20 protein-coding genes and 2 rRNA genes are annotated in these 26,673 nt (G+C 68.7%); 3 read left to right on the top strand and 19 right to left on the bottom strand.

Features of this window, described 5'->3' with window-relative positions; all coding sequences use genetic code 11:
• The 5 genes from AC230_RS19045 to thyX all read right to left on the bottom strand — a co-directional run.
• A 23S ribosomal RNA gene (locus AC230_RS19045) occupies positions 1 to 912 on the bottom strand; the annotation flags it as partial.
• 279 nt (positions 913 to 1,191) lie between these two features.
• Positions 1,192 to 2,717, bottom strand: a 16S ribosomal RNA gene (locus AC230_RS19040).
• A 497-nt stretch (positions 2,718 to 3,214) separates the two neighbouring features.
• The gene (locus AC230_RS19035) at positions 3,215 to 4,900 is read right to left on the bottom strand and encodes a ribonuclease J (RefSeq protein WP_049717467.1); all 1,686 of its coding nucleotides are present in this window, start codon (positions 4,898 to 4,900) and stop codon (positions 3,215 to 3,217) included.
• Between the two features lie 172 nt (positions 4,901 to 5,072).
• Positions 5,073 to 5,972 (bottom strand): 4-hydroxy-tetrahydrodipicolinate synthase, encoded by a 900-nt coding sequence (gene dapA, locus AC230_RS19030; protein ID WP_049717466.1) that lies wholly within the window; start codon positions 5,970 to 5,972, stop codon positions 5,073 to 5,075.
• Positions 5,973 to 6,159: 187 nt separating this feature from the next.
• Positions 6,160 to 6,900, bottom strand: a complete 741-nt coding sequence (thyX, locus tag AC230_RS19025) for an FAD-dependent thymidylate synthase (protein WP_049717465.1) — start codon at positions 6,898 to 6,900, stop codon at positions 6,160 to 6,162.
• A gap of 201 nt (positions 6,901 to 7,101) precedes the next feature.
• On the opposite strand from thyX, the gene AC230_RS19020 reads away from it, so the two are divergent.
• Positions 7,102 to 7,341: a hypothetical protein gene (locus AC230_RS19020; protein ID WP_049717464.1), complete on the top strand. Its 240-nt coding sequence runs from the start codon at positions 7,102 to 7,104 to the stop codon at positions 7,339 to 7,341.
• Between the two features lie 62 nt (positions 7,342 to 7,403).
• On the opposite strand, the gene AC230_RS19015 is transcribed toward AC230_RS19020, so the two are convergent.
• The 6 genes from AC230_RS19015 to eccD form a co-directional block, all read right to left on the bottom strand.
• Positions 7,404 to 7,856: a tetratricopeptide repeat protein gene (locus AC230_RS19015; protein ID WP_049717463.1), complete on the bottom strand. Its 453-nt coding sequence runs from the start codon at positions 7,854 to 7,856 to the stop codon at positions 7,404 to 7,406.
• A 2-nt stretch (positions 7,857 to 7,858) separates the two neighbouring features.
• Positions 7,859 to 8,611, bottom strand: coding sequence for a 4-hydroxy-tetrahydrodipicolinate reductase (dapB, locus tag AC230_RS19010; RefSeq protein WP_049717462.1), 753 nt, complete (start codon positions 8,609 to 8,611; stop codon positions 7,859 to 7,861).
• Between the two features lie 37 nt (positions 8,612 to 8,648).
• Positions 8,649 to 10,028 (bottom strand): M16 family metallopeptidase, encoded by a 1,380-nt coding sequence (locus tag AC230_RS19005; protein WP_049717461.1) that lies wholly within the window; start codon positions 10,026 to 10,028, stop codon positions 8,649 to 8,651.
• Positions 10,025 to 12,244 (bottom strand): polyribonucleotide nucleotidyltransferase, encoded by a 2,220-nt coding sequence (locus tag AC230_RS19000; RefSeq protein ID WP_049717460.1) that lies wholly within the window; start codon positions 12,242 to 12,244, stop codon positions 10,025 to 10,027. Before AC230_RS19000 ends, AC230_RS19005 begins: the two co-directional genes overlap by 4 nt.
• 290 nt (positions 12,245 to 12,534) lie before the next feature.
• Entirely contained in the window at positions 12,535 to 12,822 is a 288-nt protein-coding gene (gene rpsO, locus AC230_RS18995) for a 30S ribosomal protein S15 (RefSeq protein ID WP_049717459.1), read from the bottom strand.
• A gap of 178 nt (positions 12,823 to 13,000) precedes the next feature.
• Entirely contained in the window at positions 13,001 to 14,467 is a 1,467-nt protein-coding gene (gene eccD, locus AC230_RS18990; protein ID WP_049717458.1) for a type VII secretion integral membrane protein EccD, read from the bottom strand.
• Positions 14,468 to 14,672: 205 nt separating this feature from the next.
• Between eccD and eccCa the strand changes: the two genes are divergently transcribed.
• Entirely contained in the window at positions 14,673 to 18,632 is a 3,960-nt protein-coding gene (eccCa, locus tag AC230_RS18985) for a type VII secretion protein EccCa (RefSeq protein ID WP_049717457.1), read from the top strand.
• Here the strand turns inward: eccCa and AC230_RS18980 are convergent.
• From AC230_RS18980 to AC230_RS30380, 7 genes are all read right to left on the bottom strand, one after another.
• The gene (locus AC230_RS18980; RefSeq protein ID WP_049717456.1) at positions 18,538 to 19,146 is read right to left on the bottom strand and encodes an SUKH-3 domain-containing protein; all 609 of its coding nucleotides are present in this window, start codon (positions 19,144 to 19,146) and stop codon (positions 18,538 to 18,540) included. The genes eccCa and AC230_RS18980 overlap by 95 nt on opposite strands.
• Positions 19,147 to 19,151: 5 nt before the next feature.
• Positions 19,152 to 19,673, bottom strand: a complete 522-nt coding sequence (locus tag AC230_RS18975) for an SUKH-3 domain-containing protein (RefSeq protein WP_049717455.1) — start codon at positions 19,671 to 19,673, stop codon at positions 19,152 to 19,154.
• A 322-nt stretch (positions 19,674 to 19,995) separates the two neighbouring features.
• Positions 19,996 to 20,532 carry an SUKH-3 domain-containing protein gene (locus tag AC230_RS18970; protein ID WP_049717454.1) on the bottom strand — a complete coding sequence of 179 codons (537 nt, stop codon included), beginning with the start codon at positions 20,530 to 20,532 and terminating at the stop codon, positions 19,996 to 19,998.
• 228 nt (positions 20,533 to 20,760) lie between these two features.
• Positions 20,761 to 21,711 (bottom strand): SUKH-3 domain-containing protein, encoded by a 951-nt coding sequence (locus AC230_RS18965; RefSeq protein ID WP_053161253.1) that lies wholly within the window; start codon positions 21,709 to 21,711, stop codon positions 20,761 to 20,763.
• Positions 21,708 to 22,097: a YwqJ-related putative deaminase gene (locus AC230_RS18960; protein WP_049717453.1), complete on the bottom strand. Its 390-nt coding sequence runs from the start codon at positions 22,095 to 22,097 to the stop codon at positions 21,708 to 21,710. The genes AC230_RS18965 and AC230_RS18960 overlap by 4 nt, the downstream gene beginning before the upstream one ends.
• A complete protein-coding gene (locus tag AC230_RS18955; RefSeq protein ID WP_078871369.1) occupies positions 22,090 to 22,569 on the bottom strand; it encodes an SUKH-3 domain-containing protein in 480 nt (159 codons plus the stop codon). Before AC230_RS18955 ends, AC230_RS18960 begins: the two co-directional genes overlap by 8 nt.
• Before the next feature lie 33 nt (positions 22,570 to 22,602).
• The gene (locus tag AC230_RS30380) at positions 22,603 to 24,366 is read right to left on the bottom strand and encodes a WXG100-like domain-containing protein (RefSeq protein ID WP_053161251.1); all 1,764 of its coding nucleotides are present in this window, start codon (positions 24,364 to 24,366) and stop codon (positions 22,603 to 22,605) included.
• A gap of 267 nt (positions 24,367 to 24,633) precedes the next feature.
• Between AC230_RS30380 and AC230_RS18945 the strand changes: the two genes are divergently transcribed.
• The gene (locus tag AC230_RS18945; protein WP_049717451.1) at positions 24,634 to 24,909 is read left to right on the top strand and encodes a DUF397 domain-containing protein; all 276 of its coding nucleotides are present in this window, start codon (positions 24,634 to 24,636) and stop codon (positions 24,907 to 24,909) included.
• Positions 24,910 to 24,968: 59 nt separating this feature from the next.
• On the opposite strand, the gene mycP is transcribed toward AC230_RS18945, so the two are convergent.
• Positions 24,969 to 26,270 (bottom strand): type VII secretion-associated serine protease mycosin, encoded by a 1,302-nt coding sequence (mycP, locus tag AC230_RS18940; protein ID WP_241833276.1) that lies wholly within the window; start codon positions 26,268 to 26,270, stop codon positions 24,969 to 24,971.
• Positions 26,271 to 26,673 lie beyond the last annotated feature (403 nt).

Below are 26,673 nucleotides of genomic sequence, written 5' to 3'. Positions count from 1 at the left end.
CAGCTATCACGGAGTTTGATTGGCCTTTCACCCCTAACCACAGGTCATCCCCAGGTTTTCAACCCTGGTGGGTTCGGTCCTCCACGAAGTCTTACCTCCGCTTCAACCTGCCCATGGCTAGATCACCCCGCTTCGGGTCTTGGGCGCGCTACTAGGTCGCCCTCTTCGGACTCGCTTTCGCTACGGCTTCCCCACACGGGTTAACCTCGCAACACACCGCAAACTCGCAGGCTCATTCTTCAAAAGGCACGCAGTCACGACACCGAGTGCAAGCACTCGATGCGACGCTCCCACGGCTTGTAGGCACACGGTTTCAGGTACTATTTCACTCCGCTCCCGCGGTACTTTTCACCATTCCCTCACGGTACTATCCGCTATCGGTCACCAGGGAATATTTAGGCTTAACGGGTGGTCCCGCCAGATTCACACGGGATTTCTCGGGCCCCGTGCTACTTGGGTGTCTCTCAAACGAGCCGCTGACGTTTCGACTACGGGGGTCTTACCCTCTACGCCGGACCTTTCGCATGTCCTTCGCCTACATCAACGGTTTCTGACTCGTCCTGCCGCCGGCAGACGACAGAAGAGAGATCCCACAACCCCGCATACGCAACCCCTGCCGGGTATCACACGCATACGGTTTGGCCTCATCCAGTTTCGCTCGCCACTACTCCCGGAATCACGGTTGTTTTCTCTTCCTGCGGGTACTGAGATGTTTCACTTCCCCGCGTTCCCTCCACACTGCCTATGTGTTCAGCAGCGGGTGACAGCCCATGACGACTGCCGGGTTTCCCCATTCGGACACCCCCGGATCACAGCTCGGTTGACAGCTCCCCGGGGCCTATCGCGGCCTCCCACGTCCTTCATCGGTTCCTGGTGCCAAGGCATCCACCGTGCGCCCTTAAAAACTTGGCCACAGATGCTCGCGTCCACTGTGCAGTTCTCAAACAACGACCAGCCACCCGTCACAACCCGCCGAAGCAGACCTTTACCGGGGCCGGCACCGAAGGACAGCCATACAGCCGTACCCTCAGACACCCAACAGCGTGCCCGACCAGACCAGTTCACCCCACCTGCGTTCCACGCCGAAGCAGTACTAACAGAGAAGGCTCACCAAGCCGGCCGACTAGTCAACGTTCCACCCATGAGCAACCGTACGAGACATTCGCTCGTAGTCGGCTATGTGCTCCTTAGAAAGGAGGTGATCCAGCCGCACCTTCCGGTACGGCTACCTTGTTACGACTTCGTCCCAATCGCCAGTCCCACCTTCGACGGCTCCCTCCACAAGGGTTGGGCCACCGGCTTCGGGTGTTACCGACTTTCGTGACGTGACGGGCGGTGTGTACAAGGCCCGGGAACGTATTCACCGCAGCAATGCTGATCTGCGATTACTAGCAACTCCAACTTCATGGGGTCGAGTTGCAGACCCCAATCCGAACTGAGACCGGCTTTTTGAGATTCGCTCCACCTCACGGCATCGCAGCTCATTGTACCGGCCATTGTAGCACGTGTGCAGCCCAAGACATAAGGGGCATGATGACTTGACGTCGTCCCCACCTTCCTCCGAGTTGACCCCGGCAGTCTCCTGTGAGTCCCCATCACCCCGAAAGGCATGCTGGCAACACAGAACAAGGGTTGCGCTCGTTGCGGGACTTAACCCAACATCTCACGACACGAGCTGACGACAGCCATGCACCACCTGTACACCGACCACAAGGGGGCGACCATCTCTGGCCGTTTCCGATGTATGTCAAGCCTTGGTAAGGTTCTTCGCGTTGCGTCGAATTAAGCCACATGCTCCGCTGCTTGTGCGGGCCCCCGTCAATTCCTTTGAGTTTTAGCCTTGCGGCCGTACTCCCCAGGCGGGGCACTTAATGCGTTAGCTGCGGCACGGACGACGTGGAATGTCGCCCACACCTAGTGCCCAACGTTTACGGCGTGGACTACCAGGGTATCTAATCCTGTTCGCTCCCCACGCTTTCGCTCCTCAGCGTCAGTATCGGCCCAGAGATCCGCCTTCGCCACCGGTGTTCCTCCTGATATCTGCGCATTTCACCGCTACACCAGGAATTCCGATCTCCCCTACCGAACTCTAGCCTGCCCGTATCGAATGCAGACCCGGAGTTAAGCCCCGGGCTTTCACATCCGACGCGACAAGCCGCCTACGAGCTCTTTACGCCCAATAATTCCGGACAACGCTTGCGCCCTACGTATTACCGCGGCTGCTGGCACGTAGTTAGCCGGCGCTTCTTCTGCAGGTACCGTCACTTGCGCTTCTTCCCTGCTGAAAGAGGTTTACAACCCGAAGGCCGTCATCCCTCACGCGGCGTCGCTGCATCAGGCTTGCGCCCATTGTGCAATATTCCCCACTGCTGCCTCCCGTAGGAGTCTGGGCCGTGTCTCAGTCCCAGTGTGGCCGGTCGCCCTCTCAGGCCGGCTACCCGTCGTCGCCTTGGTAGGCCATCACCCCACCAACAAGCTGATAGGCCGCGGGCTCATCCTGCACCGCCGGAGCTTTCCACCCACCGAGATGCCTCGGCAGGTCATATCCGGTATTAGACCCCGTTTCCAGGGCTTGTCCCAGAGTGCAGGGCAGATTGCCCACGTGTTACTCACCCGTTCGCCACTAATCCACCACCGAAGCGGCTTCATCGTTCGACTTGCATGTGTTAAGCACGCCGCCAGCGTTCGTCCTGAGCCAGGATCAAACTCTCCGTGAATGCTTACCGGACTCATACCGGTTCAACACTCGCGTTGAGCGGAACAGCCAGGCGGAACAAGCCCGGCCGTTCACAGCGTCCTCGCTGTGTTTTTCAAAGGAACCTCATCCCAACCGGTCAAACCGGCCGGAACGGGGTTGTTTTATAGTCTGGCGTTGACTTTTGGCACGCTGTTGAGTTCTCAAGGAACGGACGCTTCCTTCGCTCCTGTTTCACCAGGCGCTCCGGGCGCTTCCCTTCGTTGTTTCCAACCTTACCAGATCCGATTTCTCGTTTCCGGCCCCCTGCTGGAGCGGGATTTGCCTTCTCGCTTTCGCTTTCCGGCGTGTTCCGACTTTATCAGATCCGATTCGGTCGGGATTTCCACCCTCGAACGGAGCTGCCCGGGCGCCGAAGCGCTACAGGGTTCCCGTCGCGGTGGAGCCGTAAACGTACTGGACGGCCGCGCCCGGATGCAAATCGGCCCCGGGGCGGCCGCCCGTACGACTGACGCTCCGTCAGACCTCGATGACCACCGGCAGGATCATCGGACGGCGACGGTACTGGTCGGAGACCCAGCGGCCCACCGCGCGGCGGACCAGCTGCTGGAGCTGGTGCGGCTCGGCGATGCCGTCGGCGGCGGCCTTGGCGATGGCCTCCTCGACCTTGGGCACGACGGCGGCGAACGACGCGTCGTCGATGCCGGAGCCGCGGGCCTGGATCTGCGGGCCGCTCACGACCTTGCCGGTCGTGCTGTCCACGACCACGTAGACCGTGATGATGCCCTCCTCGCCGAGGATGCGCCGGTCCTTGAGCGAGGACTCGGTGACGTCACCGACGGACAGGCCGTCGACGTAGACGTAACCGGCCTGGACCTTGCCGACGATCCGCGCGCGGCCGTCCACCAGGTCCACCACCACGCCGTCCTCGGCGATGACGATGTGGTCCTTGGGGATGCCGGTCAGCGCACCGAGCTCGGCGTTGGCCCGCAGGTGGCGCCACTCGCCGTGCACCGGCATGAGGTTCTTCGGCTTGCAGATGTTGTAGAAGTACAGCAGCTCGCCGGCGGAAGCGTGGCCCGAGACGTGGACGCGCGCGTTGCCCTTGTGGACGACGTTGGCGCCCCACCGGGTCAGGCCGTTGATCACGCGGTAGACCGCGTTCTCGTTGCCCGGGATGAGCGACGAGGCCAGGATCACGGTGTCGCCGGCGACGATCCGGATCTGGTGGTCGCGGTTGGCCATCCGGGACAGCGCGGCCATCGGCTCGCCCTGGGAACCGGTGCAGACGAGCACGACCTCGTCGTCCGGCAGGTCGTCGAGCGCCTTGACGTCGACGACGAGACCGGCCGGCACCCGCAGGTAGCCCAGGTCACGGGCGATGCCCATGTTGCGGACCATGGAGCGGCCGACGAAGGCGACCCGGCGGCCGTACTCGTGGGCGGCGTCCAGGATCTGCTGGATGCGGTGGACGTGGCTGGCGAAGCTGGCGACGATGATGCGCTTCTGGGCGCCGGCGAAGACCGTCCGCAGCACGTTGGAGATGTCGCGCTCCGGCGGGACGAAGCCGGGGACCTCGGCGTTGGTGGAGTCCACCAGCAGCAGGTCGATGCCCTCCTCGCCGAGCCGCGCGAAGGCGGGCAGGTCGGTGAGGCGGCGGTCCAGCGGGAGCTGGTCCATCTTGAAGTCGCCGGTGTGCACGGCCATGCCGGCCGGGGTGCGGATGGCGACGGCCAGGGCGTCCGGGATGGAGTGGTTGACCGCGACGAACTCGCAGTCGAAGGGGCCGATCCGCTCGCGGTGGCCCTCCACGACCTCCAGGGTGTAGGGGCGGATGCGGTGCTCCTGGAGCTTCGCCTCGATCAGGGCGAGCGTCAGCTTGGAGCCGATCAGCGGGATGTCCGGCCGCTCGCGCAGCAGGTACGGGACACCGCCGATGTGGTCCTCGTGGCCATGGGTGAGGACGATGCCCTCGATGTCGTCGAGACGGTCCCGGATGGAAGTGAAGTCCGGCAGGATCAGATCAACTCCGGGCTGCTCCTCCTCGGGGAAGAGCACTCCGCAGTCGACGATCAGCAGACGGCCGTCGTACTCGAAGACCGTCATGTTCCGGCCGATCTCGCCCAGGCCGCCGAGCGGGGTGACGCGCAGGCCGCCCTTGGGAAGCTTCGGCGGGGGACCGAGTTCAGGGTGCGGGTGGCTCAAAAGACTCTCCTCACCACACGCGCCACATGCCTCGGGGGCACATGGCGCGCGTGACATTTCGTGCACTTGCAGTTGTTTCGGTCGGTATTCAGTTGTGAAGCTGTGAAGCGGTGTTCAGTTGTGAAGCCTGAGTCCGGTGGTGGTCGTCGCGCCGGGCGCGGACGGACCCCTGCTAGAGCTCTACCCCGCCGGCCGAGAGATCGCGCTTGAGCTGCTCGGTCTGCTCGGGGCCGAGCTCGACGAGCGGCAGCCGCAGCGGGCCGGCCGGCAGCCCCTGGAGCGCGAGCGCCCGCTTGGTGGTGACGACGCCCTGGGCGCGGAACATGCCGGTGTAGACCGGCAGCAGCCGCTGGTGGATCGCGGTCGCCTTGGCGACGTCACCGGACAGGTACGCCTCCACCAGCGCCCTCAGCTCCGGGGCGACGACGTGGCCGACCACGGAGACGAAGCCGACGGCGCCCACGGACAGCAGCGGCAGGTTGAGCATGTCGTCGCCCGAGTACCAGGCGAGACCGCTGCGGGTGAGGGCCCAGCTCGCGGCGCCGAGGTCGCCCTTGGCGTCCTTGTTGGCGACGATGCGCGGGTGCTCGGCGAGCCGGACGATCGTCTCCGTCTCGATCTCCGTACCGCTGCGGCCCGGGATGTCGTAGAGCATCACCGGCAGGCCGGTGGCGTCGGCGATCGCGGTGAAGTGGCGGTACAGGCCCTCCTGCGGGGGCTTGTTGTAGTACGGCGTCACGGCGAGCAGCCCGTGGGCCCCGGCCGCCTCGGCGGCGCGGGCGAGCTCGATGCTGTGCCGCGTGTCGTTGGTGCCGGCTCCGGCCACGACGTGGGCGCGGTCCCCGACGGCCTCCACGACCGCCCGTACCAGCTGGGCCTTCTCCGCATCGGTGGTGGTCGGCGACTCGCCGGTGGTGCCGTTGACGACGAGGCCGTCGTTGCCGGCGTCGACCAGGTGGGCGGCGAGCCGCTGCGCGCCGTCGAGGTCGAGGGCGCCGTCGGAGGTGAACGGGGTGACCATCGCGGTCAGGACACGTCCGAAGGGCGTCTGCGGTGTGGAGATCGGAGCCATGAGGGCCACGCTACTCGTTGCTCACCGTGAGGTACTCCCTCGGGGAGTGCGAAAGGGATCCCGGCACTGCCTGCTCGGGGGTTCAAACAGTGCCGGGTCCGTTCGTTCAGCCTAGATGAAGAGGATTAAATACCGCAATACGGACAACCTGGATCGCGTATCCGCCCAGGTCACGGCCGATGTCCCGCTAGGGGGCGACGCGGCCGTTCCTGTTGAAGGCCGCGTGGGTCAGGGGCATGATCCTGGCCCACTCCGCCTCCATCAGCTCGCCCACCATCTCGATCTCCCGCTGCGGGAAGGACGGGACGGCGGCCGTCTCGTGCTGCGTGCGCAGGGTGAGGAAGTGCATCAGCGAGCGGGCGTTGCACGTGGCGTACATCGACGAGAAGAGGCCGACCGGGAGGACCGAGCGGGCCACCTCGCGGGCGACGCCCGCGGCGAGCATCTCCTGGTACGCCGCGTAGGAGTCCCGGTAGGTCTGCTCCATGGCGCGGGTGGCCGTCCGGTGCTGCTCCTCGGTGCCCTCGACGAAGACGTACTTGCCGGGGCGGACCTCCTGGACCAGCCTGCGGTCCCTGCCGGGGACGTAGAAGACGGGCCGGAGCTCCCGGTAGCGGCCCGACTCCTCGTTGTACGACCAGCCGACGCGGTGGCGCATGAACTCCCGGAAGACGAAGATCGGCGCGCTGACGAAGAAGGTCATCGAGTTGTGCTCGAAGGGGCTGCCGTGGCGGTCCCGCATCAGGAAGTTGATCAGGCCCTCGGAGCGCTCCGGGTCCTTGGTGATCTCCTCGAGGGACTGCCCACCGGCCGTGGAGACACGGGCCGCCCACAGGACGTCGGTGTCGGCGGCGCTGTGCTTGACCAGCTCGACGGTCACGTCGCTGCGGAACGTCGGCTGCGTTTCCTCGGTGGTGGTTTCGGTCACCTCGGGTCCTTTCCGTCGCTTTTGCCCGGGGCGCCCAGCCTATGGGCCCCCACGGGCAACGGCTCCGCGCTCGGCCCGCGGTGGCCCCGGGGGCGACGGCGGTAGAGATTTTTCACAGAAGTCGCCGAATTCGGGCACCGGGGCGGCCTCTTGAGCGTCCTTATGTGTAACAGCCCACTTCGAGGTTCCTAGGAGAGCTTCATGTTTCGCCGGCGAGAGCCCGTACCCTTCGCCTTCGTCGCCGAGTCCGAGCGCTACCGCAGCAACGTCACGCCGCCGCCCAGGAGCCGTGCCAGCCGCTCGCAGATAGCCGGGCGGGTGCTCATGGGGCTGACGGTCACCGCGGGGCTGGTCGGGGCGCTGCTGTTCGGGCTGCCCGCGATGGACACGAACACGCAGAGCCCTCAGCACGCGCAGACGTCCCAGGCGTCCAACCGCTGAGCCGACCGGCAGCCGAAGGGCCCGGCCACCCTCGGGTGGCCGGGCCCTCGTGCGTCCCGTGGCTAGGCGCGCACCGGTTTCCCGTCGTGGAGCGCGATCGCCCGCTGCATGGCCTTGCGGGCCCGCGGGGTGTCCCGTGCGTCGTGATAGGCGACCGCGAGCCGGAACCAGGTCCGCCAGTCGTCCGGGGCGGCCTCGGCCTCGGCCTTGCGGCGGGCGAAGACCGCGTCCGCCGCGTCCCGGTCGATGCGGCCGCCCGGCGTCCGCGCGAGGTCGTCGACGGGCAGCCCGCCCTCGGCCTCCAGCTCCTTGGCCAGCCGGTTGGCGTCCCGGGCGAACTTGGTGGTCTGGTAGAGGAACCAGGCCCCGATGAACGGCAGGACCAGCACCGCGACGCCGAACGTCACGGTGATCGCGGTGCCCTGCCGGATGAGCATCACGCCCCGGCTGCCGACCAGGACGAAGTAGACGACCAGGACGGCGGCCAGCGCGAAATAGACGACCTTGGCACGCATCGTCAGCCCAGATCCAGGAAGTGTTCGAGGCCGAAGGTCAGCCCCGGGGTCTGCGTGACACGGCGGGCGCCCAGCAGGATGCCCGGCATGAAGCAGCTGTGGTGCAGCGAGTCGTGCCGGATGGTCAGCGTCTCACCGGTGTCGCCGAACAGCACCTCCTGGTGGGCGAGCAGCCCGCGCAGCCGGACGGCGTGCACGGGCACCCCGTCGACGTCGGCGCCGCGCGCGCCCGGCAGGCCGTGCGTGGTCGGGTCCTGCTGGCGCTCCAGGCCGGCCGCGTCCCGGGCCGCGGCGATCAGCTGGGCGGTGCGGGTGGCGGTGCCCGACGGGGCGTCGGCCTTCTTGGTGTGGTGCAGCTCGACGATCTCGGCCGACTCGAAGAACCGGGCCGCCTGCCGGGCGAAGGCCATGGTCAGCACCGCGCCGATGGAGAAGTTCGGCGCGATGAGCACACCGGTCGACGGGGAGTCCGCCAGCCAGGAGCGCAGCCGTGCGAGCCGCTCCTCGGTCCAGCCGGTGGTCCCGACCACCCCGTGGATGCCGTTGCGGACGCAGAACTCCAGGTTCTCCATCACCGAGTCGGGGTGGGTCAGCTCGACCGCGACCTGGGCGCCCGCCCCGGTCAGGGTCTCCAGCCGGTCGCCCCGGCCCAGCGCGGCCACCAGTTCCATGTCGTCGGCGGCCTCGACGGCCCGGACGGCCTCGGAGCCGATACGGCCCCGGGCGCCGATGACCGCCACGCGCAGCTTGCTCATCGTTCCTGCTTCCTTCAGCGATGCGACTAAGAAACGGCTACGAAACGGCCTCGTGCAGGCGCGCGGCCTGCCGGTCCTTCAGCGGCCCGATCACGGACAGCGAGGGCCGCTGTCCCAGTACATCGCGGGCCACCGCGCGGACCTCGTCCGGGGTGACGGCCGAGATGCGGGCCAGCATGTCGTCCACCGACATCTGCTCGCCCCAGCACAGCTCGCTCTTGCCGATGCGGTTCATCAGCGCACCGGTGTCCTCCAGGCCGAGGACGGTGGAGCCGGCGAGCTGGCCGACGGCGCGGCCGATCTCCTCGTCGGACAGGCCCTCGGACGCCACCAGGTCGAGCTGGTCGCGGCAGATCCGCAGCACGTCGTGGACCTGGTTGGGGCGGCAGCCGGCGTACACGCCGAAGAGGCCGCAGTCGGCGAACCCGGAGGTGTACGAGTACACCGAGTACGCCAGGCCGCGCTTCTCGCGGACCTCCTGGAAGAGCCGCGAGCTCATGCCGCCGCCGAGCGCCGTGTTGAGCACGCCGAGCGCCCAGCGCCGTTCGTCGGTGCGGGCCAGGCCGGGCATGCCGAGGACGACGTGCGCCTGCTCGGTCTTCCGGCCCAGCAGCTCGACCTTGCCGGCCGTGCGGATCGTCCGGGCACCGGAGCGCGGGGCGACGGGCACGGCGTCCGTGCGGGTCAGCGCGCCGGCCTTCTCGAAGGCGGCGCGGACCTGGCGGACGACCTTGGCGTGGTCGACGTTGCCCGCGGCGGCCACGACGAGCCGGGTCGGGTCGTAGTGCTTCTTGTAGAAGCGGGCGATCCGGTCGCGGGTGAGCGCGTTGATCGTGTCGACGGTGCCCAGGACCGGGCGGCCGAGCGGGGTGTCGCCCAGCATGGTGTGCGCGAACAGGTCGTGCACGCAGTCGCCGGGGTCGTCCTCGGTCATGGCGATCTCTTCGAGGATCACCCCGCGCTCGGCGTCCACGTCGGCCGGGTCGATCAGCGAGCCGGTGAGCATGTCGCAGACGACGTCGATGGCCAGCGGCAGATCGGTGTCGAGCACACGCGCGTAGTAGCAGGTGTACTCCTTCGCCGTGAAGGCGTTCATCTCGCCGCCGACCGCGTCGATCGCGGCCGAGATGTCGAGCGCGCTGCGCTTGCGGGTGCCCTTGAAGAGCAGGTGCTCCAGGTAGTGGGTGGCGCCGTTGAGGGACGGGGTCTCGTCGCGGGAGCCCACGTTGGCCCAGATGCCGAAGGTGGCGGAGCGCACCGACGGCAGGGTCTCGGTGACGATCCGCAGACCGCCGGGGAGGGTGGTGCGACGGACCGTGCCGATGCCGTTCCGGCCCTGGAGAAGCGTTTGGGTACGGGCGACGGCCCGCCCCTCCGAAGAGGTGCGGGCCGTCTTCCGTGCACTACGGGACGTCACTTGGCGGACTCGTCCTTAGCAGCCTCGTCGCCGTCCTCGCCCTCGATCACGGGGATGAGGGAGAGCTTGCCGCGCTGGTCGATCTCGGCGATCTCGACCTGGACCTTGGCGCCGACACCGAGGACGTCCTCGACGTTCTCGACGCGCTTGCCGCCGGCCAGCTTGCGGATCTGCGAGATGTGCAGCAGGCCGTCCTTGCCCGGGAGCAGGGAGACGAACGCGCCGAAGGTGGTGGTCTTGACGACCGTGCCCAGGTAGCGCTCGCCGACCTCGGGCATCGTCGGGTTGGCGATGCCGTTGATCGTGGCGCGGGCGGCCTCGGCGGACGGGCCGTCGGCGGCGCCGATGTAGATCGTGCCGTCGTCCTCGATGGTGATCTCGGCGCCGGTGTCCTCCTGGATCTGGTTGATCATCTTGCCCTTGGGGCCGATGACCTCACCGATCTTGTCCACCGGGATCTTGACGGTGATGATCCGCGGGGCGTGCGGCGACATCTCGTCGGGCCGGTCGATGGCCTCCATCATCACGTCGAGGATGTGCAGGCGGGCGTCGTGGGCCTGCTTGAGGGCCGCGGCCAGGACGGAGGCCGGGATGCCGTCCAGCTTGGTGTCGAGCTGGAGGGCGGTCACGAACTCCTTGGTGCCGGCGACCTTGAAGTCCATGTCGCCGAAGGCGTCCTCCGCACCGAGGATGTCGGTGAGGGTGACGTAGTGGGTCTCGCCGTCGATCTCCTGGGAGATCAGGCCCATGGCGATGCCGGCGACGGGGGCCTTGAGCGGCACACCGGCGTTCAGCAGCGACATGGTGGAGGCGCAGACCGAGCCCATGGACGTCGAGCCGTTGGAGCCCAGCGCCTCGGAGACCTGGCGGATCGCGTAGGGGAACTCCTCGCGCGTCGGCAGCACCGGCACGAGCGCGCGCTCGGCCAGGGCGCCGTGGCCGATCTCGCGGCGCTTGGGGGAGCCGACGCGGCCGGTCTCACCGGTGGAGTACGGCGGGAAGTTGTAGTTGTGCATGTAGCGCTTGCGGGTCACCGGGGAGAGGGTGTCCAGCTGCTGCTCCATGCGGAGCATGTTGAGCGTGGTGACGCCCAGGATCTGGGTCTCGCCGCGCTCGAACAGGGCGGAGCCGTGCACCCGCGGGATGGCCTCGACCTCGGCGGCCAGCGTGCGGATGTCGGTGACACCGCGGCCGTCGATGCGCTTCTTCTCCTTGATGACGCGCTCGCGGACCAGGGACTTGGTCAGGGAGCGGTACGCGGCGGAGATCTCCTTCTCGCGGCCCTCGAACTCCGGCAGGAGCTTCTCGGCGGCGAGCGCCTTGACGCGGTCCAGCTCGGCCTCGCGCTCCTGCTTGCCGGCGATGGTCAGCGCCTGGGCGAGCTCGGGGCGGACGGCGGCGGTGAGCGCCTCCAGGACGTCGTCCTGGTAGTCCAGGAAGATCGGGAACTCGGCGGTCGGCTTGGCGGCCTTCGCGGCGAGGTCGGCCTGGGCCTTGCACAGGACCTTGATGAAGGGCTTCGCGGCCTCGAGACCGGCGGCGACGACCTCCTCGGTCGGCGCCTCGGCGCCGTCCTTGACGAGCTGGATGGTCTTCTCGGTGGCCTCGGCCTCGACCATCATGATCGCGACGTCGCCGTCCGGCAGGGCGCGGCCCGCGACGACCATGTCGAAGACGGCGTCCTCGAGCTCGGAGTGCGTCGGGAAGGCCACCCACTGGCCGTTGATCAGCGCGACGCGGACGCCGCCGATCGGGCCGGAGAAGGGCAGGCCGGCCAGCTGCGTGGACGCGGACGCGGCGTTGATCGCCACGACGTCGTACAGGTGGTCGGGGTTGAGCGCCATGACCGTGGCGACGACCTGGATCTCGTTGCGCAGGCCCTTCTTGAAGGACGGGCGCAGCGGGCGGTCGATCAGGCGGCAGGTGAGGATCGCGTCCTCGGAGGGCCGGCCCTCACGGCGGAAGAAGGAGCCGGGGATCTTCCCGGCGGAGTACATCCGCTCCTCGACGTCGACGGTCAGCGGGAAGAAGTCCAGCTGGTCCTTGGGCGTCTTGGAGGCGGTGGTGGCCGACAGCACCATGGTGTCGTCGTCCAGGTACGCGACGGCGGAGCCGGCGGCCTGCTTGGCCAGGCGGCCCGTCTCGAAGCGGATGGTGCGGGTGCCGAAGGCGCCGTTGTCGATGACGGCCTCGGCGTAGTGGGTCTCGTTCTCCACCAGCGTTTTCTCCTCGTCCTCGTCCTCCCCGCCCGTATGGCGGGGGGACGGTGGCGGAGGGCGCCCTGTGCTCTGTGCGGGCCGGTCTTCGATCGAAGCACCCGGAATTCCCCGTTCCGGGGGCCACTACCGAGGACCGGCGGAGAGGCCGGCGCTCCTCCTCGTTCGTGATTCTGTCGTTATGCCGTGCGTTGTGCCGTTGTGGGACCAGACTACAAAGGTTCGGCGTCCCACGAGATACGCGAAGGGAGCGGCTCCCCAAAGGTGGGAACCGCTCCCTTCACCGCGTCTTACTTGGCGCCCGCGGCACCACGGCGGATGCCGAGGCGGTCGACCAGGGCGCGGAAGCGCGTGATGTCCTTCTTGGCCAGGTACTGCAGCAGACGGCGGCGCTGACCGACGAGCAGCAGCAGACCACGGCGGGAGTGGTGGTCGTGCTTGTGCGTCTTGAGGTGCTCGGTCAGGTCCGAGATGCGGCGGGTCAGCAGCGCGACCTGGACCTCGGGGGAGCCGGTGTCGCCCTCCTTGGTGGCGAACTCGGACATGATCTGCTTCTTCGTAGCGGCGTCGAGCGACACGCGATACTCCTTCTGAGTCTCGTTTGGCCACCGAGTGCCCCTGGTCTTGGTCTCAGGGGAGCTTCCGTTACTCGGGAGGCGGGGTCCGCTGGGCGCTGTCCCCAGACGCCGCGGAGGGCGGTCCGGAGGCGCGTACACATACGGCCGTCACACAGAGTACCAGCCGCGCGGCGCGGCCTCACCCACTGGTCATGCTCCGGGCCGCGGAGTACACGTCGAGGACGGCCAGGCACAGCGGGACGAGGGCCAGCAGGAACGCGCTCTCCGCCAGGTCGGACAGCCGGCCCCAGAAGGGCGAGAGCCCCTTCTTCGGGACGATCAGCGCGACGGCGACGACCAGCGCGGCACCGGCGGCGACGGCCGCGGCGAGCCAGACGGTGTGGACGTCGAGCGGGCCGCGGTCGCCCTCCAGCATGGACCGCAGCGCCCCGGCCGGCGGGTTGAGGGACAGCCCGAGCACCAGCAGCGCCAGCGCCGCGAGGCCCGCCCCGAGGACCGCCGCCACCTGGGCGGTGTAGCGGAAGAGGCGGGCGCGCAGCAGCATCGCGACGCCGGCCGCCAGGGCCAGCAGCTGGGCCCACATGTCGTCGGAGAAGCCGAGCACGGCGGCCGCGCCCACCACGACGGCCGAGCTGCCGCCGACCAGGCCGAGCAGCATCTCGTGGCCGCGCCGGGCCTGGGCCGCGACGCGGTCCGCGTCCACCGGCTCGCCGGCCGGGCCGCCCGGCTCCCGCTCCGGGTCGTCCGCCGCGGCGGAGCGCGGGGCGGCGTAGCCGATGGGCAGCCGGGCGACACGGGCCGACAGGCCCGGCAGGAAGGCGATGGCGCCGATGGCGACGACCGCGCAGACGGCCGCGGTGTCGGTGGGACTCGCCCCGGTGAGGATCGCGACGAACGTGGCGACGGTGCCGACGGCCGAGGCGAAGACCGCGGCGACGAACGGCGCGTCCCCGCTCGGCACGACGGCCGCCAGGGCGACCGAGGCGACGAGGACGGTGACGCACCCGAGGAGGAACTGGAGCCGGCCCACGCCCTCGCCGGCCGGCAGGGCGAGCAGCCCGGAGCCCGCGATCATCAGGTGCGGCAGGGCGGCCAGGCCCATGGCGACGGCGGACGCCCGGTCGTCGTAGACCCGGGCGCGCACGCCCGCCAGCGCGGTCAGCAGGACGCCGACCGACGCCGCGATGATGCCCGGCAGGCCGTGCATGTCGTGCCGGACCGGGTCGGCGAACCAGAGGACGAAGCCCAGCAGCACCAGCAGCAGCGCGCCGCCGAAGAGGCCCGAGGCGCGCAGCAGCCGCTCGTTCCACAGGGTGCGGTCGCGGGCGACGGCCGACGCGACGGCGTCGGCCACGTCGTCGTACACGGCGGGCGGCAGCGACTCGGTGAACGGGCGCAGGCGCAGCAGCGCGCCGTCGAGCACGCGCTGGGCGGCGAGCGAACGCGCCGGCTCCAGGACGGTGCCGTCGGTGGCGACGAGGTGGTAGCCGGGCGGGGTGGTGCCCTGTGGGGCGTGGCCGCTCAGCCGCAGGACCTCGGGGAGGAGGTCGGCGACGGCGACGTCGTCGGGGAGGGCCACGTCAATGCGGCTGTCGGGCGCGACGACCGTCACTCGGCAGAAACCGGTCGTTGTGGTCGAACTCACCTAAGGGGCCCCCTCGTTGCCTGCTGTTCGCTCCGTCGCGTCCGGGCCGTCGCGGTCGCGCGGCCCGGTGGCGACGGGACGGCACGATACCCGCCGCCCCCGTTGTCAGTGGCACGTAGGATCATCGTTCGCGCGGAGAGCGGCCACCACTACGGGGGGCGCCGGTCCTCAGCTGCCCAGCCGTACCGAGGGATTGATTACGCCGGTGAGTCAGATCGTCGTCAAACGCCCGCCCCGGGTCGTGCCACCCGAGCCCGAGGCGGAGCAGCTGCAGCTCGAGTCCCCTCCCGAACTGCCCCGCGGGCAGCAGGAGGGCATGGCGATGCAGCTCCTGCCGATGCTCGGCATGGGCTCGTCCGTCGTCTTCTTCTTCATGCCGGGCACCCAGCCCTTCATGAAGATCATGGGCGTGATGATGCTGGCGTCGACGGTCGCGATGGCCGTCGCCCAGCTCGTCCGCTACCGCAAGGGCACGCAGGGCGCGGCCGCCGACGGCCGCCGCGACTACCTCAAGTACCTGGCCCAGACGCGGCGCAAGGTGCGGCGCACGGCCGCGGCCCAGCGTGACGCCCAGTTCTACCTGCACCCCGGTCCGGACCAGTTGTGGGCGCTGGTCGCCGAGCGCAGCCGCCTGTGGGAACGCCGCATATCGGACAAGGACTTCGGGCAGGTCCGCGTGGGCCTCGGTCCGCAGCAGCTGTGGACGCCGCTGGTGGCGCCGACCACGGCGCCGGTGGACGAGCTGGAGCCGCTGGCGGCGGGCGCCATGCAGCAGTTCCTGGCGACGCACGGCTCGCTGGACGGGCTGCCGGTCGCGGTGTCGCTGCGCGCCTTCTACCACGTGGTGATGTCCGGCGAGGCCGACTCCGTGCGCGGCGCGGCCCGTTCGATGGTGGCCGGCCTCGCCGCGCTGCACTCCCCCGACGACCTGGTGATCGCCGTCGTCGCGGCCAAGGACGTGACGCCCGAGTGGGACTGGACCAAGTGGCTGCCGCACACCCAGGCGCCGGGGACGGCCGACGGCGCCGGCACCAAGCGGCTGTTCGGCGACGACCTGCCCGAGGTGGAGGAGCTGCTGGGCAAGCGGCTGGAGGGCCGCCCCCGGTTCGGCCGCGACAGCCAGCCGCTGCTGGACCAGCCGCACGTCGTGGTCGTGCTCGACGGCGGCCTCGTCCCGCCGGATTCGCTGCTGGCCTCCGCCGAGGGGCTCCAGGGCGTGACCGTCCTGGAGATCGCCCCCGGTGAGGAGGACGAGCCGCGCGGCGGCCTGTCCGCCACGGTCCGCCCGGGACGGCTGCGCCTGGAGTCGGCGACCGCCACCTACCTCGGCGTCCCCGACCACCTCTCCGTCCCCGCCGCCGAGGCGCTCGGCCGGCAGCTCGCCCCGCTGTGCCTGGGCGCCGGCACGGACGACGAGGAACCCCTCCTCGCCAACCTGGACTTCACCGACCTGCTGGGGCTGGGCGACGCCGCCTCCGTGGAGACCGCCACCACCTGGCGGCCGCGCTCGCGGGCCGAGCGGCTGCGCGTGCCCATCGGCGTCGGCGAGGACGGCACCCCCGTCATGCTCGACCTCAAGGAGGCGGCGGAGGACGGCATGGGCCCGCACGGCCTGTGCGTCGGCGCGACCGGCTCCGGCAAGTCCGAGCTGCTGCGCACCCTGGTCCTGGGCCTGGCGGTCACGCACTCCTCCGAGAACCTCAACTTCGTCCTCGCGGACTTCAAGGGCGGTGCCACCTTCTCCGGCATGGCCGAACTGCCGCACGTCGCCGCGGTCATCACCAACCTCGCCGACGACCTCACCCTCGTGGACCGCATGCGCGACTCCATCACCGGTGAGCTCCAGCGGCGCCAGGAGCTGCTGCGCGCCGCGGGCAACTACGCCAACCTCAACGACTACGAGAAGGCGCGCGCCGCCGGGGCGCCGCTGGAGCCGCTGGCCTCGCTGGTCCTGGTCATCGACGAGTTCAGCGAACTCCTCACGGCCAAGCCGGACTTCATCGACATGTTCATCCAGATCGGCCGCATCGGCCGGTCGCTCGGCGTCCACCTGCTGCTGGCCTCGCAGCGCCTGGAGGAGGGCCGGCTGCGCGGCCTGGACACCTACCTCTCGTACCGCATCGGTCTGCGCACCTTCTCCGCCGCCGAGTCGCGCACGGCGCTGGGCGTGCCGGACGCGTACCACCTGCCGTCCGTCCCCGGCTCCGGCTACCTGAAGTTCGGCACCGACGAGATGGTGCGCTTCAAGGCCGCCTACGTCTCCGGCACGTACCGGGACGGCGCCGGCACGCTGACCCCCGGCGGTCCGCTGCCCACCGACCGCCGTCCCGTGCTCTTCACCGCGGCCCCGGTGCCGGTGCGGTACCAGGCGCCCGCCCCCGACTACCACTGGACGCCCGCGCGGTCCGACGACGACGCGCTCGCCGACACCGTCCTCGACGTCATCGTGCGGCGGCTGGAGGGCCAGGGGCCCGCCGCCCACCAGGTGTGGCTGCCCCCGCTGACCAAGGCCCCCGCCCTCGACCAGCTCGTCCCCCGGCTCACCGTCTCCCCCGACCGCGGGCTGCACTGCCCGGACCCGGCGGCGAGCGGCGGGCTGCGGGTGCCGCTGGGCCTGCTGGACAAGCCGTTCGAGCAGCGCCGCGACGTCCTCGTCCGCGACTTCTCCGGCGCCGCCGGGCACATGCTGATCGTCGGCGGCCCGCGGTCCGGCAAGTCCACGCTGCTGCGCACCCTCATCGGCGGCTTCGCCCTCACCCACACCCCGCACGAGGTGCAGTTCTACGGGCTGGACTTCGGCGGGGGCGGGCTGAGCGCCATGGAGGGGCTACCGCACGTCGGCGGCGTCGCCTCCCGTCTCGACCCGGAGAAGGTGCGCCGCACGGTCGCCGAGGTGACGGGCATCCTCAACCGGCGCGAGGAGTTCTTCCGCGACCACAACATCGACTCCATCGCCACCTACCGCCGGCTCCGCGCGGCCGGGCGGCTGCCCGACGAGCCCTGGGGCGACGTCTTCCTCGTCATCGACGGCTGGCAGACGTTCAAGACGGACTACGAGATGCTGGAGCCCTACATCGCGGACATCACGACCCGCGGTCTGGGCCTCGGCGTCCACCTGGTGGTGACGGTCTCCCGCTACATGGAGATGCGGGCCGCCCTCAAGGACCAGTTCCTCAGCCGGCTGGAGCTGCGGCTCGGCGACCCGCTCGACTCCGAGCTCGACCGCAAGATCGCGGTCAACGTGCCGGTGGGCGTGCCCGGGCGCGGCATCACCGCGGAGAAGCTGCACTTCCTCGCCGGCCTGCCGCGCGTCGACGGCGGTTCGGGCGGCGGGGACGACCTCTCCGACGCGACCGCCGACTTCGTCAAGGCGGCAAGCGACGCGTGGCCGGGCCCGCACGCCCCGCAGGTCCGCATGCTCCCGCGCCTGCTCTCCGTCCGCGAACTCCCCGACGGCCACGCCCACCCCGAGCGCGGTGTCGCCATCGGCCTCGACGAGATGAACCTCGCGCCGGTCTTCGTCAACTTCGACACCGATCCGTTCTTCGCCGTCTACGGCGAGAGCGAGTCCGGCAAGACGGCGCTGCTGCGTCTGCTCATCAAGCAGCTCACCGAGCGCTACACCCCCCAGGAGGCCCTCTTCTGCGTCGGCGACTACCGGCGCAGCCTGCTGGAGTGCGTCCCCGAGCCGTACCTGGTCGGCTACTCCACCACGCACAACGCGTTCGACCAGTACCTGACGGACATGAACACCCTCATCAGCAGCCGCATCCCCGGCACGGACGTAACGCCGCAGCAGCTCCGCGACCGCAGCTGGTGGAAGGGCCCGCGCGCCTTCATCGTCGTCGACGACTACGACCTCGTCGCCACCTCCTCCGGCAACCCCATGGCCCAGCTCGTGGACAACCTCCCCTACGCCCGCGACGCCGGCGTCAACATCATCATCGCCCGCAACAGCGCCGGCGCCGGCCGCTCCGCCTACGAGCAGTTCATCCAGCGCTTCAAGGAACTCGGCGCCCAGGGCGTCGTGTTGTCCGGCAACCCGAACGAGGGCGAGCTCCTCGGCAACGTCAAGGCCCGCCCGCTGCCGGCGGGGCGGGGCTTGTTCGTGTCCCGGAAGGGCGGGGCTTCACTGGTGCAGACGGGGTGGGTGCCGGCGGAGTAGGCGCCTTCCTGCGGGTCCATGTGGGGCGGCGGCCGACGCGGTAGTACTCCTCCGCGTCGGCCGGCACCTCACTGCCGCACAGCGAGGCGAACGCCTCGGCGACGTCGGCTCCCCGGAAGTACGCGCCGGTGTGGTGCAGCTCGAAAACCCGCCCGAGCGCGTCCATGACGAGGACGCTGCCCTCCTCCGTGATGTATCCCACGGGGAAGACGGCCACCCCGAGATTCTCCGCGAGCTCGCCGATCTCCTCCCCGTCGTGCGGGTAAGCGATCCGCGGGTCCAGGCAGAACAGGACTTCCGGCGCGCCGGGGTGGGGCAGTTCCAGGAGGCCGTAGCTGCGGAGGAAGGGCTCGATGGTGGCGGGCGGTTCGTAAGTGAACGGGTAGACCTGGCCCTCCAGTTGCCGTTTACGGTCTGCGATGGCGTCGGTCGCGGCGCGGCCGATATCGCGGGCGGGGTGCCAGCCGTGGGCGGTGAGCCAGGTGTGGACGTGGGGCGGGAGGGTGTGAGGCATGGGGTTCACGCGGCGTCGGGCCAGCCGATTCCTACGACGTCGGGGATGTCGTCCCGGAGGACGCAGTCGCATACCTTTTCATTCCTGAGAAGACAGGCGAATACCTCGTAGTAGTTCTCCCCCAGGTAGTAATCGCCGCTCCAGTGGGTCATGAAGAACCTTCCGCAAGCGTCCATCAACGCGATCTGGCCTTCGCCGCCCCGGGCAACGGGAAAGAGCGGCTGCTCCAGCCACTCGGACAGTTCGGCGAACGCCTCCGCATCGACTTCGTCGTAGTCGCGGACGTCGAACCAGATCCGACGCTTCTCGTCCGGGCCCTTGCTGAACATTCGCACACTGAGGAAAGCGAATTCACGCACGAAGTCCACGGCCCTCTGGAATGGTTTCACCTCGTAGCCGAAGGAAGCCAGGCGGGTGGCGACGTCGTCGGCGAAAGCGACGGCTTCGTCTCCCTGATCACGCCCCGGGGCCCAACCGGCCGCCCGCAGCCGGGCGTAGACGTCATCCGCGGACATCAGGAACTTCATGGGCTCAGGTCTCGCTTCCTCGGCCGGGCGTTGAGGCAGTGGTGTGCGTCTTCGTGGTCCAGCGTCGTGCACGTGCGATCGGCGGCTCAACCGGTTTACCGTCGGCGCTGCTCCGGGCGGTAGCGCGGGTGGGTGGGCGGTTCGCAGTCCCTGTCGGTACGGCCCATCGGCTCGTATGGGCAGAGAGCCTGTGGGCTCTCGGCAAGGGCGGTGCCGGTGGCAACCATGGGCCGTCACGAGACCCCGTTCTTTGGTCGCCATGCTCGCGCATCGTGACCGACCTCATCACGGAGGGGGCGAAGGGAGTCGCTTCGGCCTTCACTCAGACCAGAACGGCCCGAGGGGAAGGCCGACCCGGCGCGGTGGATACGTCAGGGCTCCAGTCAGACGTAGAAGTCCTCCGCATCCTGCAGGAGGGTGCCCCGTAGCCGCTGGCGAAAGCCGCGAGGTGGTCGTCCCCCAGGAAGTACCGCCCGCTCCAGTGCTGATAGAAACAGCGCCCCAGATCGTCCATCAGCACGACTCCTCCTTCGGACGTCTCGCCGTCAACCGGAAACAAGGGGTGCCCCAGATCTGTCGCGAATTCGGCGAACTCGGCCGCATCGCCCCCGTAACCAAAGGCCGGGTCGACGATCCATCGGATCTCGGGCGCATCAGGATACTGGAGTTCGAGGAGACCGAACGAGCGGACGAAGCGCGTGGCCGACGCCAATGGCCGCAGCGGCCACCCTTGCCGGGCGCGCACAGCCACTCGTTCCCCGATGAGCGCCTGTGCGCGCTTGCCGATGTCCCTACCGGGAACCCATCCCTGCTCTACGAGCCATGCCTCGATGGGCACCTTCGACACTTCCAGCCCCATGGCAAGCTCCACCTTCGGTCTGCTGCAAGGTAGTCCGCCTGAATATCACCCAAGGGCCGGGCCGTCGGACCCAGTCGGGAGACGGCTGCGCTCAGCCAGGTTCTGCAGATGCGGCGTTCTGCTCGCCGATGTCGGGCTTCGTTGCGTCCATCTCTTCACCCACGGCTCACCATCCCTGCCCGCGTGGGAGAGTCCGGTTCAGCTGACGGCTCGGGCATCGTCCTCTCGTCAGCGCAGGCCTTCAGCCAGCGGGCTCGGCAGAGCTGCGCGCCGACTCTCGTAGGACGAGAACTCTGCTGCTGCGGCGGCAAGTTTGTCCTCCGACTCCAGGACGATCCGAGTGTCTGCTGTCAGGCGAATGCCGATCCCTTGGTCGCCCTGACGGCCTGAGGAAATCGAGCAGGTAACGCCCGTAGCGACAGGGCACAGTTCGACAGACGCCTCAGCGGAAACCAAGGGAGTCGGACCCAAGGCCCGGCGGATGTCGTCGATCAGCCTCGCCGCGCCGGCGTCGAGCGAACCCGGGGCAAGGGGGAACTCGTCGTCCAGGCGGACGGAGCCGTGGCCGCGGAGGCCCACGACGCGGAAGCGGACGGAGCGGGCCGTGAGCAGGCCATGGTGGTGCAGGACATAGACGGGAACCATGGCTGTTTTGACCAGGTCCGTCACTGCGTCCTCGTCCGGGTGACGGGGCAGTTGCCAGTGTTGGGTGCGGGGTGCGATGCGCCGGGGTGCTCGGCCCTCCGCAAGCGCTGTCAGCCCTTCCTCGGCGGACGCTCCGAGCAGCCACCAGCCGCCGTGGTCCACGGCGAAGAGCCTGCCCTTTTCATCAATGAAGAGAAGGGCGTCGGCGTCGGTGCGGCCGAAAGGGAAGAGGCGTTGGCCGATGGCTTTCCCGAACGACGTCGCAATGCGTGGAGCGAAGCGGGCCTCTGCGGGATTGACGGTACTGCCTGTCGCGGCGACCTCCGCGCCCGCGGCAGCGGGAGGGACTGTCAGGCCGTGGAATTCGCGCAGGGCGCGTTCGGCGGCGGGGAACGGCTCCCACGGCCTGTCGCCGTTCGGAGCGGCCGTCCCGACGGCGACCAGCATGCCGCGCAGGGCGTCGTCCCCCGTATCCCTGCCGGGCCGCCAGCCCGCCGCACGCAGCGCGCCCCGGCCCGTCGTGCTCACGGTCACGAGTCCGCGATCTCCACTCCCAGCCGGTTGAGGAGGGCCGTGCAGGAACGGCACGGGAGCGTGCTCTCGCCGTGCTCGGGATCGCCCTGCTCACGGATCTTGACGGACATCATCACGGAGCGGGCGAAGTGGGGGGCCGCTTCGTCGAGCGTGGTCCAGCGGCCGTCGGTGCGGCCTTCGTCCAGACCCCACAACTGGTCGGAGACCAGGGCAGATTCGGCGCAATAGCCGAGGAAGGGCTCGCGCAGGTCCGTGGGGAGGGTGTCGAAGAATTCGCGAACTGCCGGGTGGAGGTCGGGAGTTCCCTCACCGGTCAGGTTGGTCATGCTGAAGATCTTGCCCTGGACGAGCAGGCTGGCGGCTACGCCGGGAACGGTGTCAGACATCGACTTCCTCGAGATCGTAATGGCGGCCGGTCATCAGGCAGGCGAGGGCTTCGTACCGCCCCTTACCCAGGTAGTAGTCGCCCGACCAATGAGTCAGGAAATATCTGTCCTGCGGATCCACGAGAGCCAGAGCCCGGTCGTTGTTGACGTAGGCCACGGGGAACAGGGGCTGCTCCACCCAGTCGGCCAGTTCGGAAATCGAGTCCGCGAATGATTCCTCGAAGTATCTGACCGTGAAGGTCACATACTCCTTGTCCGCGTCGTGGCCCGGGAACGGAACCCGCAGCCCGACGAACTCCGTCACGAAATCGACTGCCGCCGGGAAGGGAGTCACCGAACACCCCATCTCGGCAAGCGAGGAGACAGCCTGTTCCATGACTGCGGTCGCCTCATCACCCTTTTCACGCCCAGGTTCCCAACCTGCGGCCGTCAATCGGCGTTCGACTTCCTCACGAGTAAGATAAGGGGGCATATCCCCGACCTCCTTCCTTGATCTAGCGATGGGTCACGATACCCAACTTGGGAAGACGTGCCTGCACGATTTGCACGCCGGTTGATGCTGTCCGTGCTCAATGATCGCCCCCGTATCGGGATCGACCTGTGTGCCGATTGCCCGCGTATCGATCACCGCCCCTGACAAGACCTTCCTGGCGTCTTCGACCGTCCTGATCGACTGCCCTGTCGGATCGAGTTGGTGCAAGCGGTCCGACAGCAGTGCCACTTCGGAGCACTTCCCGTGGCCGGACCCCAATTCGACACCGGAATTCTTCACGTCCTCGTACATCTGCGCCACCACGGGGTGTGCACGCGGAGTCTGGGCCGCTTGGGCTTCGGCTCGTTTCTCGCCGGTGAGCTGCTTGGATATTTTCTTCTGTTGCATACTGGTATGCGAAGTAATCGTTCCGTTGTGCAGCAGTGCGCCCGCGCAGCCGCTCTGCATACGGGACTTGCCTGTTGGCACCTGGCCCTTGGGCCACTCGACCTTCTCCACCGCCTTGTCGGCGAGTCGCCGCGTTTCGCGGCCGAGTTCGTGGCGCTGCCGGTCGGCGCTCAAGTGCGAGACGTCCAAAGCGTCGCCCCGATGATGCCGGGTTTCATTGCCGGTGTAACCGTGCCAGTTCGGCTGGGGATCCAGTGGCTTGGCCTGACCGCCTCCGCCCGACGACCTTCCGCCATGGCCGGACCCTCCGGAACCACTGCCGCCCTTGCCTCCACTGCCACCACCCGACGCATCCGCCGGCCTCTGGTCGGAGCCGTGGTGCTTGACCCCCTTCATCCCGCCTTCGACGTGCTGGTCGTGCTTCTTCTGGCCCTTGCCCGCCTCGGCCAGGCCCTTGCCGACGTCGTCGAGGTGCTTCGTCAGTTCGGTCTGCGCCTTGTCGAGGGACTTCATCGCCTTCTCGGCGACTTCTTCGATCGCCTTGGCGAGGGAACCGCGGCCGCGGGTGCGGTTGAAGTGGTGGCGGGTGGTGTGGAGGTGCTGGCCGCCCTTCTCGTGCAGGTGCTTGCGGTGGTCGTGGACGGCGCCCGTGAAGGTGTTGTGCTCGTGCTCGTCGAAGACGAGGTCGCCGTTGCTGCCGTCTGGGCCGCCGGCGCTCGCCAGGATCAGGCCGCCGTCGCCGCCGGCGCTGGCGATCTTCAGGTTGTCCTTGCCCGCCTGGAGGGTCTGCTTCAGGTCGATGCCGTCCTGGGCGCCGAGCCCGTCGGAGACGACCTGGACGACGAGGTCGGTGGCCATCGAGTCGAGGGCGGCGAAGACCGGGCCCGTGACGACGGAGAGGACTTCCTGAGCGGCGGCCTCGGCGGCCTCCTTGAGGATGCGCTTGACGACGGTGCGGGTGACGGCGACGCCGCCGAGGGCGCCGAGTTCGGAGAGGCCGAGGGTGACGGGGGCGGCGGCCTGTGCCGCCGCCACCTCGCCGGCCAGGATGCCGAGTTGGACGATGGCCGCGCCCTTGGCGCCCGCGACGACGACCGCCGCCGCGTCCAGGCCGCCGGCCAGCAGGCGGCCGCCCTCCGCGAGGTTGTGGAGGTGCTTGCCGTTCAGCTTCTTGACGTGCGCTTCGATCGCGGACGTCATCTCACCGCGGTTGGTGGAGATGAGACGGTTGAGCGCGACGTTGGAGTCGCCGCGGCCGGCGTCGACGTCGTCCGCGAAGCCGCGGAGCGCCGTGGCCATGTCGCGGTAGTCGTCCTCGTCGACGTTCGGCCAGTTGACGCCGATCAGGTCCAGGACGAAGGCCAGTTTGTCCGGAAGGACGACTCCCATCTTCCCCGCTCCCCCTGCTGAGTACGCGTCAGTGTGACGCGAGGTACGACTCTAGGCAGGGGGAAGCCGGTCGCTCAATTCCGTAGCGAAGCGCGGCCGCCTCGTCACGTCCTGGGTCAACAGCTCTCCGAAATAGCCGACATAAGCGACTTGATGGTGGGCTGCGCTCTCGATCGGCTTCTTCTCCCAAGCCGGCCATGGGCGTTCGCGTTCATCGGTAGCCTGGCCGCGGCGATTCCTCATCCGTGCCGAAAGGACATCCCTCATATGGCCACCAAGGAAGAGACGGACGCTCTGTACGCCATGGACATCTCGGGTGTCGAGTGGCTGAGTGCTCCCGACAGCCCTACGAAGGAGCGGGTCGAGATCGCCTATCTGCCCGGCGGGGGCGTGGCGATGCGCAACTCCGAGGAACCGGATGTCGTGCTGCGGTACACGGCCAGTGAGTGGCATGCGTTTGTCTTGGGCGTGCGGGACGGGGAGTTCGACATCGAGGTCGAGCCGGAGGCGGAGTCCGAGTCCGGGTCCGAGGCGGCGCAGTAGGAACGCGTCGGCCCCCGCCGCTCCTCCGTGAGGAATCTGCGGCAGGGGCCGACGGTGGGTCACGGAGCGCCGGCAGGCGGCGGCCCGGGGCTGTACGGCGGGGGCGGCGGCGCGCCGTACGACGCGGCCTTTTTCGCCGCTCTCCTCCTGTTGCTCCGGCGGACGAGCAGGGCTCCCAGGACGGCGCCCGGGATCACGACGGCGGCCGCGCCGCCGATGAACCAGGGGAGGTTGTCGTCCCTGCCGCCGCCCTTCTTGGCGTGGGCGGCCTTCTTCGCCTCGGAGGACGGGTCCGGCTTCGCGGTCGCCGGCTTGCCGTCGGAGGCCTTGGCGCCCTCCGCCAGCGGGTTGACGTCGGGCGGGCCCGGGTCGCCCTTCTTCTCCAGGACGGGGATCCTGGGGCGGATCGTGCCGTAGCCGATGTACTGGCTGGGCACGGGGCTGCCGTCGGCCGGCTTGCCGGCGGTGTCCATCAGGACGCGCAGGACTTGGTTGTTGGTCCACTTGGGGTGCATGGACCAGATGAGGGCGGCGCTGGCGCTGGCGATGGCGGTGGCTTGGCTGGTGCCGCCGCCTCGGCAGTAGCCGGTGCTGCTCTTCCAGCAGGGGGTGGGGACGTTCTCGCCCGGAGCGGCGAGTACGACACGGGTGTTGTGAGTCGAGTACTTGGCCACTCTGTAGTCGGCATCCACCGAGGCAACGCTCACCACGCCCGGAGTGGCTGCCGGATAGGACGCGGAGTTGTCCTTGTCGCCCTCGTTTCCGGCGGCGGCGAAAATCAGCTTCCCCCGCTTCAGCGCGTAATCCACGGCCGTCTGGAGTTGACGCTTCTGCCGGTCATCCATCGCATAGTCCTGGATGCCCATGGAGATGTTGATGATCTGGGCCTTGGTGTCCGCCGCATACCGAATCGCAGCCACCATGATGGGCAGGTTGCCCGCGCCATTTCCTGCCTTCACAGGCAGGATTTCGGCTTCAGGAGCGAGCCCCTTGACGCCCTGCCCTCCCGCGCCGTTCCCTGCGATGAGAGTCGCCATCGCCGTGCCATGGGAGTCGGAGTCCTTCCGCTCCTCTCCAGGTTCCCCCCGGCCGACAAAGCTCTTTCCGGAGCGGACCTTGCCTTGCAACTCGGGCTGTGTTGACCGGACTCCACTGTCGATGACCGCGACGGTGACGCCCTTGCCCTCGGTTACCTGCCAGATGCGATCGGCCTGCATGGTGTCGAGGTACCACTGGCGCTCCCGCATGCTGTCGGCACTGGCGGGCGACGCCATAACGCCACCGGCGGTGAGCAGAGAACAGAGCACTGGCAGGATGGCCAGGAGGCGGCCACGACTGCTTCTGGTTGTCGACTTGTTCACGTGTTCTCTGCTCACCATCCGATGTCGTCTCCGAGGTTTTACTGGATGACCGGCGGTACGTTGTCCGGACCGCCCGCGCTCCAGGTTTCCTCATCCTCCGTCAGGTATCCAGGCCGGTCCGTACGCTTCTGGTTTTCGGACGCACTACGTTGGGTGCCCTGCAACGGGCCCGCCGCAGCATTACGTTCACGCACCAGGCCACTGCCCCCCGGGGTGAATTCACGCCGACTGCCCTGTGACCCCGAAGGCGCATTCACGATGCCGCCGGGTTCCGAAGCGAAACGCCTCGTGGCACCGCCGAAGCCCCGGACCGGAGTTGAGCCCATGGCCCCCGGTGCGCCACCCGGGCCCATCATTCCACGCCCCATCTGCTGGGGCTCACCACCGATGACGGTGCCCCTGG

It is taken from the genome of Streptomyces caatingaensis, from assembly GCF_001187435.1.
GTDB lineage: Bacteria > Actinomycetota > Actinomycetes > Streptomycetales > Streptomycetaceae > Streptomyces > Streptomyces caatingaensis.
The sequence above is the reverse complement of the archived record's forward strand: the minus strand, read 5'-3'. Positions and strand labels throughout refer to the sequence as shown.